The organism is Leucobacter sp. 1207-22 (assembly GCF_052850455.1).
On the sequence record NZ_VXCR01000004.1, the window covers coordinates 175,208 to 195,601 of the forward strand.

22 protein-coding genes are annotated in these 20,394 nt (G+C 59.2%); 8 read left to right on the plus strand and 14 right to left on the minus strand.

Features of this window, described 5'->3' with window-relative positions:
• Nucleotides 1-30: 30 nt before the first annotated feature.
• From FW756_RS08980 to FW756_RS09000, 5 genes are all read right to left on the minus strand, one after another.
• The gene (locus tag FW756_RS08980; protein ID WP_446429820.1) at nt 31-1,446 is read right to left on the minus strand and encodes an APC family permease; all 1,416 of its coding nucleotides are present in this window, start codon (nt 1,444-1,446) and stop codon (nt 31-33) included.
• A gap of 143 nt (nt 1,447-1,589) precedes the next feature.
• Nucleotides 1,590-2,393: an ABC transporter permease gene (locus tag FW756_RS08985; RefSeq protein ID WP_446429821.1), complete on the minus strand. Its 804-nt coding sequence runs from the start codon at nt 2,391-2,393 to the stop codon at nt 1,590-1,592.
• On the minus strand, nt 2,390-3,250 hold the full coding sequence (locus FW756_RS08990) for an ABC transporter permease (RefSeq protein WP_446429822.1): 861 nt from the start codon (nt 3,248-3,250) through the stop codon (nt 2,390-2,392). Before FW756_RS08990 ends, FW756_RS08985 begins: the two co-directional genes overlap by 4 nt.
• Nucleotides 3,251-3,261: 11 nt before the next feature.
• Nucleotides 3,262-4,446, minus strand: coding sequence for an ABC transporter ATP-binding protein (locus FW756_RS08995; protein ID WP_446429823.1), 1,185 nt, complete (start codon nt 4,444-4,446; stop codon nt 3,262-3,264).
• Nucleotides 4,447-4,460: 14 nt separating this feature from the next.
• Entirely contained in the window at nt 4,461-5,663 is a 1,203-nt protein-coding gene (locus FW756_RS09000) for an ABC transporter substrate-binding protein (RefSeq protein ID WP_446429824.1), read from the minus strand.
• 381 nt (nt 5,664-6,044) lie between these two features.
• On the opposite strand from FW756_RS09000, the gene FW756_RS09005 reads away from it, so the two are divergent.
• Together FW756_RS09005 and FW756_RS09010 are read left to right on the plus strand one after the other, a co-directional pair.
• Nucleotides 6,045-6,512 carry an Lrp/AsnC family transcriptional regulator gene (locus FW756_RS09005; protein WP_188023772.1) on the plus strand — a complete coding sequence of 156 codons (468 nt, stop codon included), beginning with the start codon at nt 6,045-6,047 and terminating at the stop codon, nt 6,510-6,512.
• A 2-nt stretch (nt 6,513-6,514) separates the two neighbouring features.
• The gene (locus tag FW756_RS09010) at nt 6,515-7,909 is read left to right on the plus strand and encodes an aspartate aminotransferase family protein (RefSeq protein WP_446429825.1); all 1,395 of its coding nucleotides are present in this window, start codon (nt 6,515-6,517) and stop codon (nt 7,907-7,909) included.
• 76 nt (nt 7,910-7,985) lie between these two features.
• On the opposite strand, the gene FW756_RS09015 is transcribed toward FW756_RS09010, so the two are convergent.
• The 3 genes from FW756_RS09015 to rpsO all read right to left on the minus strand — a co-directional run bounded on the left by FW756_RS09015 (nt 7,986) and on the right by rpsO (nt 9,993).
• The gene (locus FW756_RS09015; protein WP_446429826.1) at nt 7,986-8,147 is read right to left on the minus strand and encodes a hypothetical protein; all 162 of its coding nucleotides are present in this window, start codon (nt 8,145-8,147) and stop codon (nt 7,986-7,988) included.
• 332 nt (nt 8,148-8,479) lie between these two features.
• Nucleotides 8,480-9,535, minus strand: coding sequence for a hypothetical protein (locus tag FW756_RS09020; RefSeq protein WP_446429827.1), 1,056 nt, complete (start codon nt 9,533-9,535; stop codon nt 8,480-8,482).
• Nucleotides 9,536-9,723: 188 nt separating this feature from the next.
• Nucleotides 9,724-9,993 (minus strand): 30S ribosomal protein S15, encoded by a 270-nt coding sequence (rpsO, locus tag FW756_RS09025; protein ID WP_188023774.1) that lies wholly within the window; start codon nt 9,991-9,993, stop codon nt 9,724-9,726.
• A 133-nt stretch (nt 9,994-10,126) separates the two neighbouring features.
• On the opposite strand from rpsO, the gene FW756_RS09030 reads away from it, so the two are divergent.
• Nucleotides 10,127-10,948 carry an inositol monophosphatase family protein gene (locus FW756_RS09030; protein ID WP_446429828.1) on the plus strand — a complete coding sequence of 274 codons (822 nt, stop codon included), beginning with the start codon at nt 10,127-10,129 and terminating at the stop codon, nt 10,946-10,948.
• A 42-nt stretch (nt 10,949-10,990) separates the two neighbouring features.
• Nucleotides 10,991-12,178 carry an ABC transporter substrate-binding protein gene (locus FW756_RS09035; protein WP_446429829.1) on the plus strand — a complete coding sequence of 396 codons (1,188 nt, stop codon included), beginning with the start codon at nt 10,991-10,993 and terminating at the stop codon, nt 12,176-12,178.
• A 4-nt stretch (nt 12,179-12,182) separates the two neighbouring features.
• Here FW756_RS09035 and FW756_RS09040 read toward each other — a convergent pair whose 3' ends face one another.
• Genes FW756_RS09040 through FW756_RS09050 form a run of 3 tightly spaced genes read right to left on the minus strand, consistent with a single transcriptional unit; the run spans nt 12,183 to nt 14,422 of the window.
• Nucleotides 12,183-12,509 (minus strand): DUF6457 domain-containing protein, encoded by a 327-nt coding sequence (locus tag FW756_RS09040; protein ID WP_446429830.1) that lies wholly within the window; start codon nt 12,507-12,509, stop codon nt 12,183-12,185.
• A 3-nt stretch (nt 12,510-12,512) separates the two neighbouring features.
• Nucleotides 12,513-13,163, minus strand: coding sequence for a molybdenum cofactor guanylyltransferase (mobA, locus tag FW756_RS09045; protein WP_446429831.1), 651 nt, complete (start codon nt 13,161-13,163; stop codon nt 12,513-12,515).
• Nucleotides 13,160-14,422, minus strand: a complete 1,263-nt coding sequence (locus tag FW756_RS09050; RefSeq protein ID WP_446429832.1) for a molybdopterin molybdotransferase MoeA — start codon at nt 14,420-14,422, stop codon at nt 13,160-13,162. The genes mobA and FW756_RS09050 overlap by 4 nt, the downstream gene beginning before the upstream one ends.
• Nucleotides 14,423-14,521: 99 nt before the next feature.
• On the opposite strand from FW756_RS09050, the gene fdhD reads away from it, so the two are divergent.
• Nucleotides 14,522-15,463 carry a formate dehydrogenase accessory sulfurtransferase FdhD gene (fdhD, locus tag FW756_RS09055; RefSeq protein ID WP_446429833.1) on the plus strand — a complete coding sequence of 314 codons (942 nt, stop codon included), beginning with the start codon at nt 14,522-14,524 and terminating at the stop codon, nt 15,461-15,463.
• A gap of 37 nt (nt 15,464-15,500) precedes the next feature.
• Here fdhD and fmdA read toward each other — a convergent pair whose 3' ends face one another.
• Both fmdA and FW756_RS09065 read right to left on the minus strand, forming a co-directional pair.
• A complete protein-coding gene (gene fmdA / locus FW756_RS09060) occupies nt 15,501-16,751 on the minus strand; it encodes a formamidase (protein WP_446429834.1) in 1,251 nt (416 codons plus the stop codon).
• A 75-nt stretch (nt 16,752-16,826) separates the two neighbouring features.
• Entirely contained in the window at nt 16,827-17,120 is a 294-nt protein-coding gene (locus FW756_RS09065) for an FmdB family zinc ribbon protein (protein WP_446429835.1), read from the minus strand.
• Nucleotides 17,121-17,255: 135 nt separating this feature from the next.
• Between FW756_RS09065 and modA the strand changes: the two genes are divergently transcribed.
• From modA to moaA, 3 genes are read left to right on the plus strand one after another with little or no spacing between them, the layout of a single operon-like run.
• On the plus strand, nt 17,256-18,095 hold the full coding sequence (gene modA, locus FW756_RS09070; protein WP_446429836.1) for a molybdate ABC transporter substrate-binding protein: 840 nt from the start codon (nt 17,256-17,258) through the stop codon (nt 18,093-18,095).
• The gene (locus tag FW756_RS09075) at nt 18,092-18,910 is read left to right on the plus strand and encodes an ABC transporter permease (protein ID WP_446429837.1); all 819 of its coding nucleotides are present in this window, start codon (nt 18,092-18,094) and stop codon (nt 18,908-18,910) included. The genes modA and FW756_RS09075 overlap by 4 nt, the downstream gene beginning before the upstream one ends.
• Nucleotides 18,907-19,962, plus strand: a complete 1,056-nt coding sequence (moaA, locus tag FW756_RS09080; protein WP_446429838.1) for a GTP 3',8-cyclase MoaA — start codon at nt 18,907-18,909, stop codon at nt 19,960-19,962. Before FW756_RS09075 ends, moaA begins: the two co-directional genes overlap by 4 nt.
• On the opposite strand, the gene FW756_RS09085 is transcribed toward moaA, so the two are convergent.
• Nucleotides 19,959-20,390, minus strand: coding sequence for a molybdenum cofactor biosynthesis protein MoaE (locus FW756_RS09085; protein WP_446429839.1), 432 nt, complete (start codon nt 20,388-20,390; stop codon nt 19,959-19,961). The two genes, moaA and FW756_RS09085, sit on opposite strands and share 4 nt — an antisense overlap.
• Between the last annotated feature and the right edge of the window lie 4 nt (nt 20,391-20,394).

Sequence of the window (20,394 nt, forward strand, 5' to 3'; positions counted from 1 at the left end):
CACGGGGCACAGCTAGCGCGGTCAGTCGACTTAGTCGTCGATGGGAACCTTGTTGAAGCCGGTCACGGGCTGAATCTCGTCGAAGGCCTGAACCTTGCGCTTGAATCCGCGAGTGAGCCACAGCAGGTAGATGAAGCCGATTGCGGCCCAGGCAAGACCACCGATGAGCGCATCAACGTGGAGGTTTGCCCAGAGGATGCCGGTCAGCAGCATACCGATGCCTGGCATGACAACGAACTTGAAGAAGTCGCCGGGGGTCTTGTAACGCTTCTGACGAATCGCGAACCATGCGATGACGGAGATATTCACGAACGAGAAGGCGATCAGTGCGCCGAAGTTAATGAACGCAGCGATCATCTCGAGCGTGAACGCAATCGCGAGCATGCAGACGAGACCGGTCAGGATGATGTTGAAGGTCGGGGTGCTGGTCTTCGGGTTGATGTAGCCAAAGACCTTCTTCGGGAGCACGTTGTTGCGGCCCATGACGAGGAGCATACGTGAGACCGATGCGTGCGAGGCGAGGCCCGACGCGAAGGATGCTGCAAAACCTGCCGCAGTCAGGACTGCCTGCAGCGTACCGCCACCAACTTCCTTACCCATCAGAGGAAGCGTCGAATCTTCGATGTACTGCATGTCGCCACCGGGCGCGAAGAGTTCCCACTCGGGGAACCGCAGCTGCGAGAAGTAGCCAGCGATAAGGAAGATCGCGCCGCCGATGAGTACGGTAAGCAGAATCGCGCGCGGAACAATCTTCGGGCTCTTGGCTTCCTCGACATACATGGTGACAGCGTCAAAACCGATGAAGGAGAAGCAGACGATGGTTGCGCCGGTAAGTACCGCAGCCATCTGTACGTCTGAGTGGAAGAACGGATCCATCGAAGCAACGGTGCCTGCGCCTTCGCCTGCTGCGAGCTGACCCCAGACCATCGCAACGAACACAGCCATGACCACAATCGAGAACACGAGGAGGATCATGTTGAGGTTTGAAGTACCGCGCATCGTGAAGTAGATAACAGCAGTCGTGATGATGCAGTACGCGACCACCCAGATCCAGCCGGGAACACTTGGGAAGACCGCCTCTAGGTAGCTGCGCACGATCAGGCAGTTCACCATCGGAAGAAGCATGTAGTCAATGAGCGCGGTCCAGCCGACCATGAAGCCGACATTCGGGTGGATCGATTCGCGCACGTACGTGTATGCGGATCCGGCACTCGGAATTGCGCGAGACATCTTGCCGTAGCTCGACGCGGTGAAGAGCATCACGACAAGTGCCACGAGGTACGCCATCGGCACCACGTTGTTGGTGTCACGTGCGACCATGCCGAACGTGTCGAAGACCACCGTCGGCGTCATGTAGCCAAGGCCGAGACCCACAATGGCCCAGAGGCCAAGGTTCCGCTTCAGGTTTGCTCGCTGCGTCACTGCAGGAGCCAGTCCTTTCGCCATAGTTCTCTCCTTTAAGAACGTGTGCGACAAACGTCGCTCAATATGGGAACAGAAAAACCTTACCGTCAAAAATGAACAGGGCTAGTCGTATCCGATGGATACGCTAGCCCTGCCGAAGAATATTCAGCGACCCGCCGAATGGATCATGCCATTCTTGCGAGTTTCTTCTTCTTATTAATGCCAACCATCTGCACGATAACGACGAGGAGCAACGCGCCTACGAAGACGATCGATGCCAGCACGTTCGCTTGGGCGGGAACACCCTTGAGCGCAGAGATGTAGATGAACTTCGGGAAGGTCGTAGCGGTACCTGAGTTGAAGTTCGTGATGATGAAGTCATCGAATGACAGTGCGAACGACAACAGTGCTGCACCAATGATGCCTGGCATGAGCATTGGCAAGGTGATCCGCCAGAATACCTGCGTCGGTGAGCCATACAGGTCCCGACCTGCCTCCTCAATAGCCGGATCAAGACTCGCAACTCGAGCTTTGACCGCGACAACGACGTAGGAAATGCAGAACATCGTGTGCGCGAGGATGATCGTGCCGATCCCCTTCTGGACACCAGCGAGCAGGAACTGCGCCGCAAGACCTGCACCGAGCACCACCTCAGGTGTCGCCATGGGGGTGAAGAGCAACAGGCTCACGGTCGATCGTCCCTTGAAGCGATAGCGAACGAGCGCAATCGCAATCATCGTGCCGAGGATCGTCGCAACGACGGTCGCGACGATGCCAATGAGGATGCTGTTTCCGAACGCGGTACACACTTGCGGTGCGCCACACGGGTTCTGCCAGTTCTTGAGTGTGAACCCGCGCCACAAGATGTTATTGCGGCCGGCATCGTTGAACGAGAACACGATGACGTGCACGATCGGTGTGAGCAAGTACACGAGCGTGATGGTTGCAATAACCGGGACAAACGCCTTACCCAGCGTGAAGTTTTTCACAGGAGATCCTCCGCCCCGCTCTTACGCACGTAAGTCGCAACAAAGATGAGAATGATCACCATCAGAATGATCGACAACGTCGCAGCCATCGGATAGTTCTGCGTCTGGAGGAAGTTCGACTCGATGACGTTACCGACCATGGTGGTCGATGTCCCACCCAAGAACTCACGCGATGCGTTCACGTAGTCACCAGACATCGGGATGAAGCTCAATAGCGTGCCAGAGACAATGCCAGGCATCGAGAGCGGCAACGTTACCTTGCGGAACGTCGTCGCAGGTGACGCGTACAAGTCAGAGCCAGCCTCGAGCAGACGCAGATCAAGCGCCTGCAGGGAGGAGAACATCGGCAACACCATGAACGGAATGAAGTTATACACGAGACCGAAGATCACCGAGAAGTGGGTCCCGATGAGTTCACTCGGCAAGATCGACTTCCACGCGAGGGTTCGCAGCAGGAAGCTGATGAAGAATGGCGCCACGACAAGGATCAGAAGAATACCCTGCAGCATCGGCTTCGAGCGCACCTTCACACCAATGAGGTATGCGAGGGGGTAGCTAATGATGAGTCCGATAATCGTCGCCACGATCGCATATACGAACGAGCGAAGCAGCTGCGGCCAGTACTCCTGAAGCGCCGCCCAATAGTTCGAGAACTGCAGCGCGGCAACATACTGTCCGATACCTCCACTGTCAGCGGGGGCTTGGAGTGACGTGATCGCCAGTTGAATAAACGGTGCGACGAAAAAAAGCAGCATATAAGCAATGCCAGGCGCGAGAAGGATCAGCGCGATCCACCCCCGCTTCCTTGGGGCCTGCTCAACTGCCTTCGTGTCGCCCGAGAACGCGGTAAAGGCCATGATGAGTGCTCCTACTCAGCGAGTGCTGCCTGCGTCGCGATTGCTCGCGTCGAGAACTCTGTGGTCAGCGCACCGGTATCGAGCCGATCATCAAGCAGACCAAAGGTGTGCTCGACAAGCCAGCTCAGCCACACAGTGTCGCCAAGTGCCGCCGCGGGTCCGGCTTCAACGTTCTGCGCGAATACTTGCACCGATCCGTACACGCTGGACTCGACTGTGTACTGCGTGCTCACGCCGATAAATGAGACATCAGTGATCACGCCAGGGCCAAGAACGTTGATTGACGCGTCATGACCGGCAGGCTGTTGACGGTGCAGTCGAAGCTTCTCTGGCCGGACGCCAACCGTAATCTCGCCGGCGTCGCGCTCACTTCGGCTACGCGGAACCGAGATGCGACTGCCCCCAAGATCCGTATGGATCACCTGGTCAGTACTTCCCGCGACTTTCACACTGAACAGATTTGACTGGCCAAGGAAGTTGGCAACAAACACCGTCTTCGGGAGCTCGTACAGCTCTTCAGGTGCACCCATCTGTTCGATGCGGCCCTTATTCATGACGGCGACGGTATCGGCCATCGTCATTGCTTCTTCTTGGTCGTGAGTCACGTGCAAGAACGTGAGCCCGACCTCCTGCTGAATCGCTTTGAGTTCTTGCTGCATCTGACGTCGCAACTTGAGATCTAGTGCGCCGAGTGGCTCGTCCAGCAGCAACAGGGCTGGACGGTTCACCACCGCACGCGCCAGTGCAACTCGCTGTTGCTGGCCGCCCGAAAGCTGTGCAGGCTTGCGGTCCTGCACGTGATCAAGTTCGACGAGTCGCAGTGCATCCTGCGCCTTGGCGACCGGATCACCAATCTTGCGTCGACGCAGTCCGAACGCGACGTTCTCAAGGATCGTCATGTGCGGGAACAGCGCGTACGACTGGAACACGGTGTTCACCGGGCGTTTGAACGGCTTCAGATCAGTGACGTCCTTGCCACCAAGCAGAATCCGCCCTTCTGTCGGATCTTCGAGTCCCGCAACCAGTCTGAGCGTTGTCGTCTTGCCACAGCCAGACGGGCCGAGCAGTGCAAAGAACGATCCGGCTGGAATCGTCAAATCAAGGTTTTCAATCGCAGTGAATCCGGGAAAACGCTTCTGGATCCCGACGAGTTCGAGATCCGCGCCCTTGTCAGCGAAGGTAGTGATGTTTGCCATTATGTATGCAGCCCTTACAGCCCCAGAACGTTCTGGAACGCAGTCGAGTACTTCTTGTCTTCTTCAGCTGACAGCGTGCGGAACGAGTGCAGGTGCTTCCAGTCTGTTTCTGTGGGGAAGATCAGTGGGTTCTCGGCGTTCTCAGGGTGCAGCTTGCGCATCGCTTCCTGGGTGCCTTCGACAGGCGGAACGAACGTCACGTAGTTCGCGACGTCGGCCATGATCTCTGGCTGGTAGTAGAAGTTGATGAGCTCTTCGACTCGCGCCTTTGCTTCAGGCCCGGTCCCGTTCGGGACTGTGAACGAGTCCGCGGCAATCATGCCTCCCGACTCGGGAATCTCCATCGTCCACTTTGGACCGTCTGGCTCCTCAGTATTCATCATGATGACGTCACCCGTCCACGCCATTGCAACGAGGGTGTCACCGGTCTGAAGATCCTGCGTATAGGAGTTGCCCTTCACGTTCTTAATCTGGCCGCTCTGCAAACCGTCGTCGAGCCAGGCAAGCGCCTCGTCATACTCTTTGTCGCCCCAGTCACCTGAGGGGTCATATCCGAGACCGGCAAGAATCATGCCCATGGTGTCGCGCATCTCGGTGAGTACGCCAACCTTGCCCTTGAGCTCGGGCCGCATGAAATCGTTGAGTTCTTTCACTCCGTTCGGGACAGCCTCGGTGTTCCACACCCATCCCGAGGCGGGCAGCTGCCACGGGATCGTGAACTGACGTCCAGGATCAACGTCGAGTGCGTCCACCTGTGCTTTCACCATGTTCTTCTCAACATTCGGAAGATTTGCGTAGTCAAACTCTTGCACCTGATCCGCCTGGATCAAGCGGGCATTCATCCAGTCTGTAAACGTGATCGTGTCATATCCCGTGTACTGGTCTTGCTTCAGCTGGTCTTTGATCTTGCCGTAGAACGTGTTGTTGTCATCAATGTCTTCGATGTAGGTCACCTTGATGCCGGTTTCCTTCTCGAAACGATCCAAGGATGCAAAGCCACCGGTTTCATCGTCGAAATCGAGGTAGTAGGTCCAGTTTCCCCAGACGACAGCATTATCTTCACCAGCGCCACCTGCGCACGCTGATAATCCGAGAGTGCCGAGTCCGGCAGCGCCGACCATTGCCCCCTTCAGCAAACGACGACGATCCATTTGTGCGCCACGGATCATGTTCACGATGTTTTGTACCATCGGATCTTCGGGCATACGACTCACCATTTGGGTCTCCTTTGACTCAATATGTTGTGCACGTGTGTTTCAAGCATTCAACAACGCGAGAAACCGCAATTTTCATTGCCTGGTCACGATAGTTGAATATTCCATAGTTCCCCCTCCAGCGCCAGACTGGAGGACAGGTGTTGTCAATTTAGACACTAAACAGTTATCAAACGCTCAATCATGTGATCGACACCTGCAGTTCGCCGCAAGTTCTACGAATTCACTTGCCTCTCGCAGAAAAAGACCGAGGCTAGAAGGAGTGGTTCGACACCACAGATTCAGCCTGCCCTTTGGCCGGGAACTTCGTAAATTGCCTGAAAATATCGGCACATGCTTCGGATTCCTTTGCTTTTTTGCTATCGGACTGACAGAATCAGTCGTGTGGGTACTAAACGAGCCACTCTGGCACTCGATTCGACGTCGAAAGCGATCATTGAGCAACTTCAGCTCGACGGTCGACGTTCGTATGCCGAAATCGGAAAGGCAGTCGGCCTCAGCGAGGCGGCTGTTCGTCAGCGTGTGCAGAAACTCACCGATGCCGGCGTCATGCAGATCGTTGCAGTGACAGACCCCATGCGAATCGGCTTCCACCGACAAGCAATGCTCGGCATTCGGGTCTCAGGCGATACCAGGGTCGTCGCCGATCGACTCGCAGAAGTGCCAGAAGTCAGTTACGTCGTGCTCAGCGCGGGTTCCTTTGATCTTCTTGCCGAGGTAGTCTGCGAAGACGATGATGCGCTTATTGAGTTGCTGAATGACACCATTCGTCAGCTTGAGGGCGTTTCATCGACCGAGACTTTCGTCTATCTCAAACTCAACAAACAGAAATACGACTGGGGAACACGATAACCATGTCTTTCGATCCAACTGCAGCGGTCGACACTGCAGCTCTCCAGGCTTCGGCCCGGAAGCACATGTGGCCGCACTTCACTAACCGTAAGGTGCTCAACGACGGTATCCCCGTCATCACCCGCGCCGAAGGCCACCACATCTACGACGCAGCAGGCAAGGGCTACATCGATGGCCTTGCTGGTCTCTTCGTTGTGAACGCAGGCCACGGCCGCGATCGCATCGTTCAGGCTGCTGCAAAGCAGATGAAGCAGCTCGACTTCATGCCGATCTGGTCGTACGGTCACCCCGCAGCAATTGAGCTGTCGGAGCGTCTCGCATCGTACGCACCCGGCGAAATGAACAAGGTCTTCTTCACCACCGGCGGTGGCGAAGCTGTTGAGTCGGCATTCAAGCTGGCTAAGCACTTCTGGAAGATCAAGGGCCAGCCGATGAAGCACAAGGTCATCTCGCGTTCGGTTGCCTACCACGGCACGCCGCAGGGTGCTCTTGCTATCACCGGTATCCCCGACATGAAGAAGTTCTACGAGCCGCTGACCCCTGGTGGTCACCGCGTTCCGAACACCAACTTCTACCGTGCTGATGAGATGGGCGCTCCGTCCAACGACATCGAAGCATTCGGTCAGTGGGCTGCAAACCGCATCGAAGAGGCAATCCTCTTCGAGGGCCCCGAGACTGTTGCTGCAGTCTTCCTCGAGCCCGTACAGAACTCGGGTGGCTGCTTCCCGCCTCCCCCCGGTTACTTCAAGCGCGTTCGCGAGATCTGCGACCAGTACGATGTTCTCCTCGTTTCGGATGAGGTCATCTGTGCATACGGTCGTATCGGCGACTTCTTCGCTTCGAAGGCACTCGGCTACGAGCCTGACATCATCACCTCGGCAAAGGGCATCACCTCGGGCTACGTGCCCCTCGGTGCAATGATCGTTGCTGACAAGGTGTCGGAGGTCTTCAACAACGAAGACAACACCTTCTACCACGGCTTCACCTTCGCAGGTCACCCTGCAGCAGCTGCAGCAGCACTCGAGAACCTCGACATCTTCGAGGAAGAGGATCTCAACGGCCGCGTGCGCGAGAACAGCCCGCTGTTCCGTGCAGAGCTCGAGAAGCTTCTCGACATCGACATCGTCGGTGACGTTCGCGGTGAGGGCTACTTCTTCGGTATTGAGCTTGTCAAGGACAAGGCAACCAAGGAGACCTTCAACGAGGCAGAGTCGAACCGCCTGCTCCGTGACTACCTGTCGCCCGCTCTCTGGGACGCAGGCCTGTACTGCCGCGCAGACGACCGTGGAGACCCCGTTATCCAGCTCGCTCCGCCGCTGACCATTGGTCCGGCTGAGTTCGCTGAGATCGGCGGCATCCTCCGCAGCGTTCTGAAGGACGCTTCGTCGAAGATCTAATGATCTGAAGCTCGACTGGAGCAATCCAGTTCTGCTCAGCGAGTGCCCTCATCACTTCGGTGGTGGGGGCACTTTGCTATCCCTGCGCGCCTGCACCTACGCGCACGTCTTCATCGGAGCCAGTCTCACTGTCGCGACGACCATGGGTTGCTGGCTGCCCGCTGTTCTGGACGATGTGCATAATGCCAACTCCCGACGACAAGAAGAGCCAGGCTGGGTACTGCAGACGCGACGACAATGCCTAACACTGGCAAATACACGAGGGACTCCGTCCCGCTGCGTGACCCGAGCAACACAACGGCGATCTGCGACTTCCAGGAACCCGCCAAAACAAAGAGCCAAAGCGGGATGATCGCAAATCCGACGCCAAGTCCCCACAATGACTTCCAACGACCTGTAACAGCCGCCCAGACTGAGAAAACAAAGGTTGGAAGAAAGGTAACTCCCCAGAGCCCCGTGACGATCTATCCGCTCCAAGAAGTGCCCACCCCAGCGGTTACTGCATCCCAAAATGCGGTGACCACAATGCTCATCACAACCCCGGCAATACCTACTGCTATGACTCTCCATTCAGAGCGGTGGCCACTCATCTTCTGCATACTGATGATCTTCCTCAGGAGAGTTGTTGGTCCACGCAAGCTCAAAAAGCTTCTCGTGGTCTCCCCACCAGCTTTGAGATGTGTATTCCACTCGAGTGATGTCCCCCTCGCGGGGAGAGACCGTCACGCGTTCACCATCTGCGAGAACAGCAGTAAATCCAGCTGAGCCGACGCTGACTTCCCAGCCCTGCTTTTCCAGACTTTGGTGAAGCATTTTCATTTCGGCCTGAGTAACTTGGCGATTGAGGGCGAACGCTACTTGGAATCGATAGCATTCCGCTCCGTACGAGGAACAACTCGTATCACCATCAAGTGGCTGCATGTCCCATGCTTTCCAGTCAGCACTTGGCTGAATGGCTGCACGCACGACAGCGAGTGCGCTCTGTGCCTCGTCATAACGTGTGCGGAAAATCTCGGCTTGTTCTTCTATAGGCCGGTTCATGGCCACAGCCAAGGTTTCGCCCGTGGAGTCCTTTCGTTGATCCACAACCAGCGGTGTGACGAACACAGCCGTAACGAGCAACATGATCGGCGCCACGAGCGACACCACGATCACCGTCCATTGCCGTCGGGGCGACCCACCCCGCTGAGGTCTGACGAACAATGAAAATATCAAGCTCATGAGCCAGGTGCCCACTCCAACAATGAACGCACACTGACCGAAGAGCAAGTTCAGTCCTGGCGTCAGCTTCCCCGCTGTCAGGGTGTCCAGCAGTGAGGGAGTAGAAATATCACCGCTGCTATCAAGGGTAAGGAGCACGATCACCCAGCACCACCAATGCAGCACCAGCAGCGGGGCAACCACGATCGGCACGACTTGGTGGCCGCGTTTGCGAAGCACCCACCTGGGCAAAACGCCAAGGATTCCAAAGCACGGCACAAGAACTACACCGAGGACGTAGACGATCCCTTGCTCGTAACTGCGCGGATAGCAAAGGACGACCAATAGCGGAAGCAGACAAGCAGCCCACGGCCAAATACGCCAGAGTGAGGCGGCAGGCATCAGGTCGCTGCGTGGTTCATCCATCTGTCAGAGTCTAGCCCTTGGGTCGTAACTCATCTCGTTACCTGCCGCGTGCAAATGCGGTACACGCGCAGATCGCACGGATGCGGCCGCCGGTATGCATTCGAGCAGAAACACAACAACGCCCCGGGCTCGAAAGCCACGGGGCGTTGTTTCAGACAGTCCGGCGATCACCGGAAGTCAGAAGCTACTTATCGGCGAAGGCCGAGGCGCTCGATGAGCGAACGGTAGCGGGTGATGTCGGTCTTCTGGAGGTAACCCAGGAGACGACGGCGCTGACCAACGAGGAGAAGGAGGCCACGGCGCGAGTGGTGATCGTGCTTGTGGTCCTTGAGGTGCTCGGTGAGATCCTTGATGCGCTTGGTGAGAAGTGCAACCTGGACCTCGGGGGAACCCGTGTCGCCCGGAGTGGTTGCGTATTCTTCCATGATCGCCTTCTTGACGTCTGCTGCGAGTGCCATGGAGATCCCCTTTCGATTGCTGCGCGGCGCTAGTAGCGGGATGCCCTAGCTCTCTTAATCCGCGGCCGTTATTACGGCAACCTGACAACCTTACCACTATTCTCCTGCCCGGTCATCTCAGTAGGCTCGGAGCATGATCACTCTCACTTCTGCAGAGCTCAGTTCGCTCGAAGACCTTGCCGCCGGTCTCGCACGTGAGGCCGGCGTAGCCGCCATGCGTATGCGCGCTGAGGGTGTCAGCGTTGCCGCGACCAAGTCGAGCGAGATCGACATTGTGACATTTGCGGATCGCGAGACCGAGCGGTTCATTACAGAGAGAATCCGTGCTGCCCGCCCAGATGACGGAATCCTTGGTGAAGAGGGCGCCGAGGCCTCAGGCACAAGCGGAATCACCTGGGTGATCGACCCCATCGACGGGACGGTGAACTACTTGTATGACCAACCAGCGTATGCAGTGAGTATCGCTGCGACGGTCGTTGACGTGCAGGCTTTTGCCGACGAGCGCCGCGCAGTTGCAGGAGCGGTCTACGCTCCGCGCTTCGATGAGCTCTTTTCAGCGCACGTCGGTGGCGGATCACGCATGAATGGCGCTCCGCTCACAGTAAGTGAAGTATCGTCGCCAGCGCAGGCGCTTGTCGCAACGGGCTTCGGGTACACCGTCGATCGCAAGCGCGAACAGCTGGAGTTGTTGACCCGGTTGCTTCCCAATGTGCGCGATATTCGTCGTCTGGGTGCTGCAGCGTACGACCTCTGCGCACTCGCGGCGGGACGGGTCGACGCGTTTTATGAGCAGGGCTTGCAGCCCTGGGACTACGCTGCCGGAGCACTGATCGCAAGCGAAGCCGGAGCAACGCTGCTTGGCGCTGATACACAGACAGCGCCTGGAGAGCCACTGCTCTTTGCAGGGAACCAGAGACTCATCACCCAAATACGGGACATCGCGCGCGGTCTCTGACAGACTGCTGACGCAGTACAAAGTATCTCCAAAGGAGGAGACATGCGCAATGTGCCAAACGACCCCATCGTCGCGAGCATTGTTCGGGCGATCCAGTCACGACAGATAAGCCGTCGCCAGCTCTTCACCGGTCTCGGTGTTGGCGCAGCAGCATTGGGAGCAACGTCGCTCACTGGCTGCGCAGAGGCAAGCGGCAAAGAAGGGGTCATTCGCTGGGCGAGCTGGACCTATTACCTCGATTTCGACGAAGACACTCAGGACTACCCAACGCTCAACAGATTCATGGAAGAGACCGGCATTTCGGTCGACTATTTCGAGGACGTTGACGACAACAAAACCTTTATCGGCAAGATCAAGGATCAACTCAAGCTGAAGCAAGACACCGGCTACGACCTGTTCACGCTGACCGACTCATCGCTCGTGCGTATCTTCGAGCAAGATCAGCTCATGCCGTTTGATCGTTCACTCATGCCAAACGTGAATGACCAGTTGATCGATATTTTCAAGCACGCAACGTTTGACCCTGACCGTGAGTACGCAATCCCCTATCAGGGCGGAATGACGGGCCTCTGCTATAACACCAAGCTCTACCCAAAGGGAGTCAAGGAAGTCTCTGACCTCTGGGCACCTGATCTCAAGGGCAAAGTGAGCTTGCTTTCTGAGCAGGACGACACCCTCGGCCTCATCATGCTTGAGCAGGGCGTCGACATTGCAGGTGAGTGGGGCGATGAGCAGTTCAACGCAGCGCTCGCAGTCGTCGAAGAGCAGATCAAGCGCCAGCAGGTCTTTAACGTCAAGGGGAACTCATACACCCAGGATCTGCAGAATGGCAGCGTCCTCGCAGGCATGTGCTGGTCCGGCGACATTGCGATGCTCAACGAAGAGGAAGGTGAGGAGGTCTGGAAGTTTGTCGTTCCCGAAGCTGGCTCACCGCTCTTCATCGACTCGTTCTGCATGCCTGAGACTTCGGTCCCTGTTGACGACATCCATAAGCTCGTTGACTACTACTACGAGCCCGAGGTCGCAGCGCAGGTTGCCGAGTATGTGCAATACGTCACACCGGTCAAAGGCGCACGCGATGCGATGGCGAAGCTGAACCCCGAGATGGCGGACAACCCGTTGATCTTCCCTGATGAGGAAATGTCAAAGCGCATCTACGACATGCGATCGCTCTCTTCGCAGGAAGATAACAAGTACGCCCAGGCTTACCAGAAGGTCCTCGGCAACTAGCCGTTCATCCCTCGTTCTGTGGTTGGGAAGTCTCGTTGCTGGACGGTTCCGCACGAGCTTCCCAACCCAGCGCGAGTGTGCCGAGCTGGTCTGCAAGCGCTTTCAAGGCCTGCGGATCCCCCGCACTCCCCACGGCAACCCCCAACAGAAATGTACTCAGTGGCGCCGCTGGCCGCGCTACATTTCGCGCAACGAGTTTTGCCGCGTGCAAGACGATACGTGTGGTCTCTGTGGTGACCTCAACGTCGTCGTCAGTGACTCCAATTTCGGCAGCTGCTGCGGCAAGCCATGCGTCGAGCGCTGCTGGCGGGAGATGCTGATTATCTGACATGGTTCACTCCTCAGAACGGTGTTGCGATGTCGAAGCATGTAATTCACGAGCCGCCGCGAGGTCAGCCGGGGTATCGATGTCAGCGGTCGTTGCGGTGTCTGAGTCGAGCCACTGAATGTCGAGTTCGGCTGTCACCGCACGGATCGGTCGGTCAGCCGTTTCACCGACGAGCCCGGCAAATGCGCCGCGGAGCGCCGCAACTTCGTAGTTACCCGCAAGCCACTGCGCTCGCCCGTTCGGGTCTCTTAGCACGAGCGCCTCCTCCGTTGCCGCACTCACTGCAGTGAGCAGCTCAACAACTGCTGCAGGGCGAACGAGATCACAGGCCAAGACGAGCACGCGATCCGCGGTCACGTGCGGCAACGCCGCTTCAAGCGCGGCGAGCGGCCCAGAGAACGCTGGCTCTTCCCGCACCCCGATACAACCGATGGGCACAGCCGATGCTGGGCCTGCAACGATGATCTCGCTGGTGACTGCGCGCGCCGCAGTGACGGCGGCGTTGACTAGCGTGGATCCGCCAACCACGGCAGTTGCCTTGTCGGTGCCGAGGCGCGACCCGCGCCCACCCGCGAGCACAATCGCGCTGAGCGATGGCGCAACGGAGGCAGCCACCACAGGCTCGGTCGCGTTGACTGCATCCTCGCCCCGCTTCACACCGCACCGCCGGTCAGGATGACCTGCACGGTCTCGCCCGCACGCACGTCGCCGCGCTCGGGCGGGACGAGCGCATACCCCACAGCACCGCCACCGCTCCCGACCGCGTGCGAGACCCGTCGCTCATGCACCGCGGGCGTACAGACCAGGCCGTCATCGTCGCTCGAGACGCTTACGGGGAGCACCTGCAAGCGGCCTGCGGACCCGCGCCAGTCCGTTCCTGCACGCACAGGTATCTGGGTGCGTTCCACGACCGTACGTCCCTGCATTCGCAGCAGCGCTGGTCGAACAAACAGCTCGAACGAGGTCGCCGCACTTCCCGGATTTCCAGGCAACGCGAAGATCCACGCACCGCCGGAGAGCACCCCTGCACACTGCGGCTGCCCCGGCTTCACCGCAACCCGCAGGGCACGCACTCCAGGCTCTGCGGCGAGCGCGATGCGCACAATGTCGTGTGCGCCAGGACCGACACCACCGGTCGTAATGATGGCGTCCACCTGGGTGGCAAGCTCTGCGATCCGCGCCCCGAATGATGACGCGTCATCTGCGCTTACGGCGTGCACAGTTGCCGTGATCCCCGCTTCGGCGAGCAGGCTCGTGATGAGCAATGAATTCGATTCAGAAATCTGGCCGCGTGCGAGCGGTTCGCCCGGGGCAAGCAGTTCAGACCCTGTCGCGATGACTGCCACCCGCGGCGTTCGGTGCACCGCAACTGCGCTCACGCCTGCTGCAGCGAGCGCTGCAATTCGCACGGCGGTGAGCAGGTCCCCAGGGCGGGCAATTTCAACGCCAGCTGTTACATCCTCGCCCTGGCGACGAATGTGCGCACCCGCACGCGCGGGGGCTGCCACGAACACGCGCGTCGCTGCCCATTCCCCTGGACCGGATTCACCCTCGCCAGCTTCGACAGTGACGATCGCATCTGCGTCACTCGGCAGCGGGGCCCCGGTCATGATCCGCACGCACTCCCCCGCTCCAAGCGCAGGATCATGCGCACTCCCGGCTGCGACCTCACCGATCACACGCAGCGCGACAGGCAGATCCGCGCTCGCCGCAGCGAGATCCGCGGATCGCACGGCATACCCGTCCATCGCAGAGTTATCCCACAGCGGAAGGTCGTGCTGGGCGGTCACTGTCTCTGCAAGCGTGTGTCCGTGAGCATCACGAAGTTGCAGCGTCGCAAGTGGCGTTCGTGGCACCTCGGCAAGCAACCAGTTCACGTGCTCAGCCGCCGGTATCAGGGGACTCGTACCCGCCATTGCGTTCCTCCACCCGTTTGAGCGCTTGCAGCTGCTCGCGCGCCGTTGCTGTCCGCGCGCCACGCGGCACTGGACTCATTTCGATGCTATCCAAGAACTGTGTCACGAATCACTGCCCGTCGCCAGATCACCCGGATCACTGTGGGTGAACTCCCCAAGCGCCGCAAGGACTTCCTCACTGTCGAGGAACCGCTTGAAATTCGCGTGGCGAACAAGCCACTCGCCGTCACCATGCGCACACCAGGTCACGACGTTGAGTTGGCTGCCGGATTCCTCGTTTCTGAGGGGGTCATTTGGGCCCCCCATCATTTCTTCACCGCGCAGTTCTGCGGGGGCGCGGATCAGCCACCCACCGATGGCCCCGCACCGAACCGAGTGAACCTCCTCGGCGATGCCGGGCTTGCAAACCCGTTCGCAGCTCCCCCATCATTGGGAGACGCAGCGAACACCTACAACGTGCTCGATGTCACGCTCGGGCCAGGAGTTGCTCCTCCTGCCCCCTCGCTCGAACGAAACTTCACGACCACGAGTTCGTGTGGTCTGTGCGGTAAGGCGACCATCGATGCCGTGCACACGCAGTCCCAGTTTGCTGTGGCGGAGGATCCGCTGACGATCGCTGCCGCAGATCTTGTTGAGTTTCCTAATCGGCTCCGTGCCGAGCAGGCGGTGTTTGACCGCACAGGGGGAATTCACGCTGCGGGCCTCTTCGATAGTCGCACCGGTGAACTGCTGGTGCTGCGCGAAGACGTCGGCCGCCACAATGCCGTCGATAAGGTCATCGGTTGGGCACTCCTCAACAACCAGTTGCCCGCACGTTCCTGCGTACTCATGGTTTCTGGGCGCGCGAGCTTCGAGCTCACCCAGAAGGCAATCATGGCTGGCATTCCGATGCTCGCAGCCGTATCGGCACCGTCATCACTCGCAATGGATCTCGCGCAGGCCGAAGGACTCACGTTGGTTGGCTTCCTTCGAGGTGAATCGATGGTGGTCTATAGCCGCGCGGACCGTATTACGAACGAAGCTCCCCCGGTCACCGAGTAATCGGATCGCGAGGGAGCTTCGCTGCAGGTACTGCGCGTTATGCGTTCGCGCGAGGTGCTCCGATACCTGGGTCGATCTGAACCGGACCGGAAGCAGACGGGCGAATATCGAAGTCGAAGATCCCCGTTGGCAGGTACACCGTCGAACACGAGTTTGGAATATCGACGACGCCCGAAAGGCGGCCCTCAATCGGTGCGGCACCAAGCAGGAGATATGCCTGCTCTGGGCTGTAACCGAACTTCGTGAGGTAGTCGATCGCGTGCAGGCAGGCGCGCTGATACGAGAGGTGCGAGTCGAGGTACCGCTGCTCGCCGTCGAGCGTCACCGAGGTGCCCGAGAAGGCAAGCCACTCGCTGTACTGTGGCTCAACGTTGCCCGGCATGAAGATCGCATTTTCTTTCACGCCATACGTCTCCATGCCGTCGCGAATGATGTCGACCCGGAGATCGATAAAGCCACCCATCTCAATCGCACCACAGAACGTAATCTCACCGTCGCCCTGCGAGAAGTGCAGGTCGCCAACTGAGAAGTTCGCACCGTCGACAAAGACCGGGTAGAACACTCGCGCACCCTTGCTGAGGTTCTTGATGTCTTGGTTACCACCATTCTCACGCGGAGGCGCAGTGCGGGCAGCTTCAGCACCGACTCGCGCCCACTGGTCACGGTCGAGACCGCCAAGAATCGCGTGTTCTGCCTCGGGTGGCAGCGCCAAGGGCGGCACGCGGAGCGGATCAGTTGCGATCAGGTCACCCTCACGTTTGTTCCATTTCTGGAGCAACTGTGCGGAGGGCGCGGTACCCATCAAACCGGGGTGAATGATCCCGGTAAAGGACACCCCAGGAATATGGCGGGAGGTCGCAGTCTGGCCAGCAAAGTCCCACACTGCCTTGTACGCGTCAGGGAACTGGTCGGTCAAGAAGCTACCGCCGTTTCGCTTCGCGAAGATTCCGGTGTAGCCCCAGCCCTGACCAGCGAGTGGGCCTTCCTCCTGTGGGATCGGTCCAACATCAAGAATGTCGACGACGAGCAGGTCGCCCGGCTTTGCGCCCTCAACGCGGAAGGGCCCACTGAGTGTGTGCACGGTGAGCAGCGGAGCATCGAGGATGTCCTGTGCGGAGTCGTCATTCTTGATCGCACCATCGAACCACTCACGGCAGTCGACGCGGAAGCTGTCACCTGGCTTCACCGTCGCAACAGGCGGAATCTCAGGGTGCCAGCGGTTGTGTCCCAGCTTGTCCTGGTCTACAAACTTCTTATTGGAGTCCAGCTGAAATACATGTTCGGGCATTGCGCTAACCTTCTTCCTCATTCCCGTGAGCTTCGTTGCGCACGGAGGTCTCAATGAATGAAACTGTCGCCTGTCTTATGGACGCGGCAGCTTCGCGTGCAGCGGGTTGTAGGTCACCGGCTGCCGTTTGGGTGGACCCTGCGATGCAGACGGGAGACCCGTCACCACCTGGGGCTCGTGCGCGCTCTGCGCGGCACGATCGATGAGCCCGTATGCCGAGCTGCCAGCACCGGAGAGATGCGGTGCCGTGACGAGCCGCGTTGCGGTGCCATCGCATGATCGGCACTGCGTCTCGCGTGGCACATCTGCCATTGCGTAGAGCGCATCAAACTCGCACCCCGCCTGACAACGAAATCTGTAATTCGGCATTCTCACGCCTTTCTGCGTGACGGTTCGTCACGCTGTTGCGGGGCCGGCTACTGTGCCGAGGTTCTCACCTGCCTCGAAACTATCGAGGGTAGCCAGCCAAGTCAATGGTGTGACGAGCGTAGATATACTGCGAATATGACTCAACGACGCTTCATCACTCGCGGGCTACGGCGCTCGCTCACCATTGCGGCCGCGCTCACCATTACGGTTGGTTCGCTCACTGCCTGTGCAAACAACGATCAGGCAACGGATAAGCCTGCTCCCGAAGCTTCTGAGACGCTCTCAGGCGAACTCAACGTCGCCGCAGCTGCATCGTTACAGCCAGCGTTCGAAGAACTCAGCGATCGCTTTACGACAGAACACCCCGACGTGAAGATCACGCTCTCGTTCGATGGCTCGTCGGTGCTCGCAACTCAGATTCTTGAGGGCGCACCCATCGACGTGTTTGCCTCGGCCGACGAAGCGAACATGCTGAAGGTCACTGACAAGAAGCTCACCGCGACAGACCCCATCACCTTTGCAACCAGCAGCCTCGAGATCGCTGTTGCCCCTGGCAACCCGCTCGGGATCACCGACCTTGCCTCGCTCGCACAGCCGACCGCATCGGGCGAGACACCAGTCGTCGTGCTGTGCGCAGCAGAGGTTCCGTGCGGTGCAGCGTCGCACAAACTTCTCGACCGTGATGGCGTTGCTATCACTCCGGCAAGTGAAGAGCAGAGCGTCACAGCCGTACTCACGAAGGTCGCGGCGGGAGAGGCTGACGCCGGACTCATCTATCGTTCAGATGTGCTCCGCTCAGAGGGCGGTGTTGACGGCATCGAAATCGCTGGATCAAACGAAGCAGCAGGAAGCTACCTCATCGCACCGCTCAGCGGATCCGCATCGCCAGAGGCAGCGCTCGCATTTGCCGAGCTCATGAACAGCACCGAAGCGCAGCAGCTCTTCGAAAAGCTCGGGTTCGGCCCAGCAGCGTGACCCACCAGCACAGCCGCGCCCGCAAGGACCTGCCAGCGATTGTCATCGCACCGGCGGCCCTTGCGGGCGCGCTCCTGCTGCTGCCCTTTATTGCGCTCCTCACGCGGATCGACTGGGCGGCACTTCCTGCTGTCCTTGCACAGCCAGAGACGCTCAGTGCACTTCGGATCTCCGTCACCACAGCGCTGACCGCAACGGCGTGCTGTCTTGTGCTCGGCGTTCCCCTCGCAATCGTGCTTGCGCGTACCTCTGGCTTTGTGGCTGCTGCGCTCCGCGCCATCGTCACACTCCCGCTTGTGCTCCCACCCCTCGTCGGCGGCCTGGCCTTGCTCTCGCTGCTTGGGCGCAACGGCATGATCGGAAGTTGGCTCGCTGAGGTCGGGATCCGCATCCCTTTCACCACCACTGCGGTCGTGATTGCGCAGACGTTTGTTGCGCTCCCATTCCTCGTCATCTCGGTCGAGGGTGCGCTGCGCTCACTCGATCCTGCCTACGAGGAAGCAGCGTCAACCCTTGGCGCATCGCCAACGGCGGTGCTGTGGCATGTGACGCTGCCGCTCATTGCTCCGGGGCTCATCGCGGGAACCATTATGTCTTTCACTCGCGCCCTCGGTGAGTTTGGTGCGACTGCCCTCTTTGCTGGCAATGCGGAAGGCACGACGCGTACGATCCCGCTCGCGATCTACACCGCGTTCAACGGCGCTGGCGTCACCCAAGACATTGCGCTCGCGCTCTCTCTCATCCTGGTATCAGTGTCTGTGATTGCGCTTGTCGTGCTGCGCGGGCGCACCGCCCCTGACAGGATGGCAACGTGACCTCCCAACGCCGCATCGCACAGCTCCCCTCGACGGGGCTTGTCGATGCGCGTGGCCGAGGACTCCGAGATCTACGAATATCGGTGACCGACCGCTGCAACTTCCGCTGCGTCTACTGCATGCCGAAAGAAATCTTCGGTCGCGACTACCAGTTCATGGAGCGCTCAGAGCTCCTTACGTTTGAAGAGATCGAGCTTGTCGCTCGCGCCGCCGTCTCGCTCGGCGTTGACAAGTTGCGCATCACCGGAGGTGAGCCTTTGCTGCGCCGCGGCATCGAGGATCTCATTGAACGACTTGCCGCGATCCGCACCCCCGATGGACGCAAGCCAGACCTCGCGCTCACGACAAACGGGGCCGCCCTTCCGGTGAAGGCCGCTGCACTCAAAGCGGCTGGGCTTGACCGGGTAACTATCTCGGTCGACTCGCTTGACGATACGAAGTTTCGCGAGATCAATGACGTTGGCTTCCCCCTGTCACGAGTGTTTGACGGGATCGCCTCCGCTGCCGACGCTGGCCTCGGGCCGATCAAGATCAACGCCGTGATCAAACGTGGCGTCAATGAGTCCGAAGTCGTGCCGCTCGCAGAGCGTTTCAGAGGCACCGGTCACACCCTGCGCTTCATTGAGTACATGGACGTTGGCGCATCAAACGGGTGGCGTCTTGATGATGTGGTCCCGTCTGCCGAGATCATACGCACCATTCACGCGGTCCACCCGCTCGAACGCGCCAGCGCTGCGCGCGCAGGGGAAACCGCCGTGCGTTGGAAGTACCGCGACGGCGCAGGAGAAATCGGCGTGATCTCGAGCGTGACAGGCGCGTTCTGCGGCACCTGCACCCGCGCCCGTATCTCAGCCGACGGTCAGATCTTCACGTGCCTCTTCGCCTATCGCGGATTCGACCTGCGCGCGCTCGTCAGAGATGGCGCGGATCACCAGACCATCGTTGATGCGCTCGCCAAGCTGTGGGCGGTGCGAGATGACCGCTACTCAGAGCAACGCGCTGAGCTCTCTGGAAGCCGCGAGCGCATCGAAATGTCGTACATCGGCGGCTAGAGCCCGACCCACTCTGAGACACCGTCAGCGAAGTGCTGACGCTTCCAGATTGGCACCTCTGCTTTGATGCGCTCGACAAGCTCTTCAATTGCCGCAAATGCTTCGGCTCTGTGCGGCGCTGAAACCGCAGCAACGAGCGCAGCGTCACCAATCTGCAATGCGCCAACGCGATGTGCTGCCGCCATGCGTAGCCCGGTACGTTCCGATGCTTCGGCGACACACTCACGCAAGAACCGGTCAGCATCGGGGTGTGCCTGATAGTCCAGCGCCGCGACCCCTTTTCCGCCGTCGTGGTTGCGCACAATGCCGTGAAACATCACGAGTGCGCCACACTCATCCGCGTCGACCGCGTCACGGATCGCCACCTCGTCAAGCGGCGCATCCGTCACGAGGGCGTACAGGTGTGCCGCTGCAGAAGAAATTGACATGTCA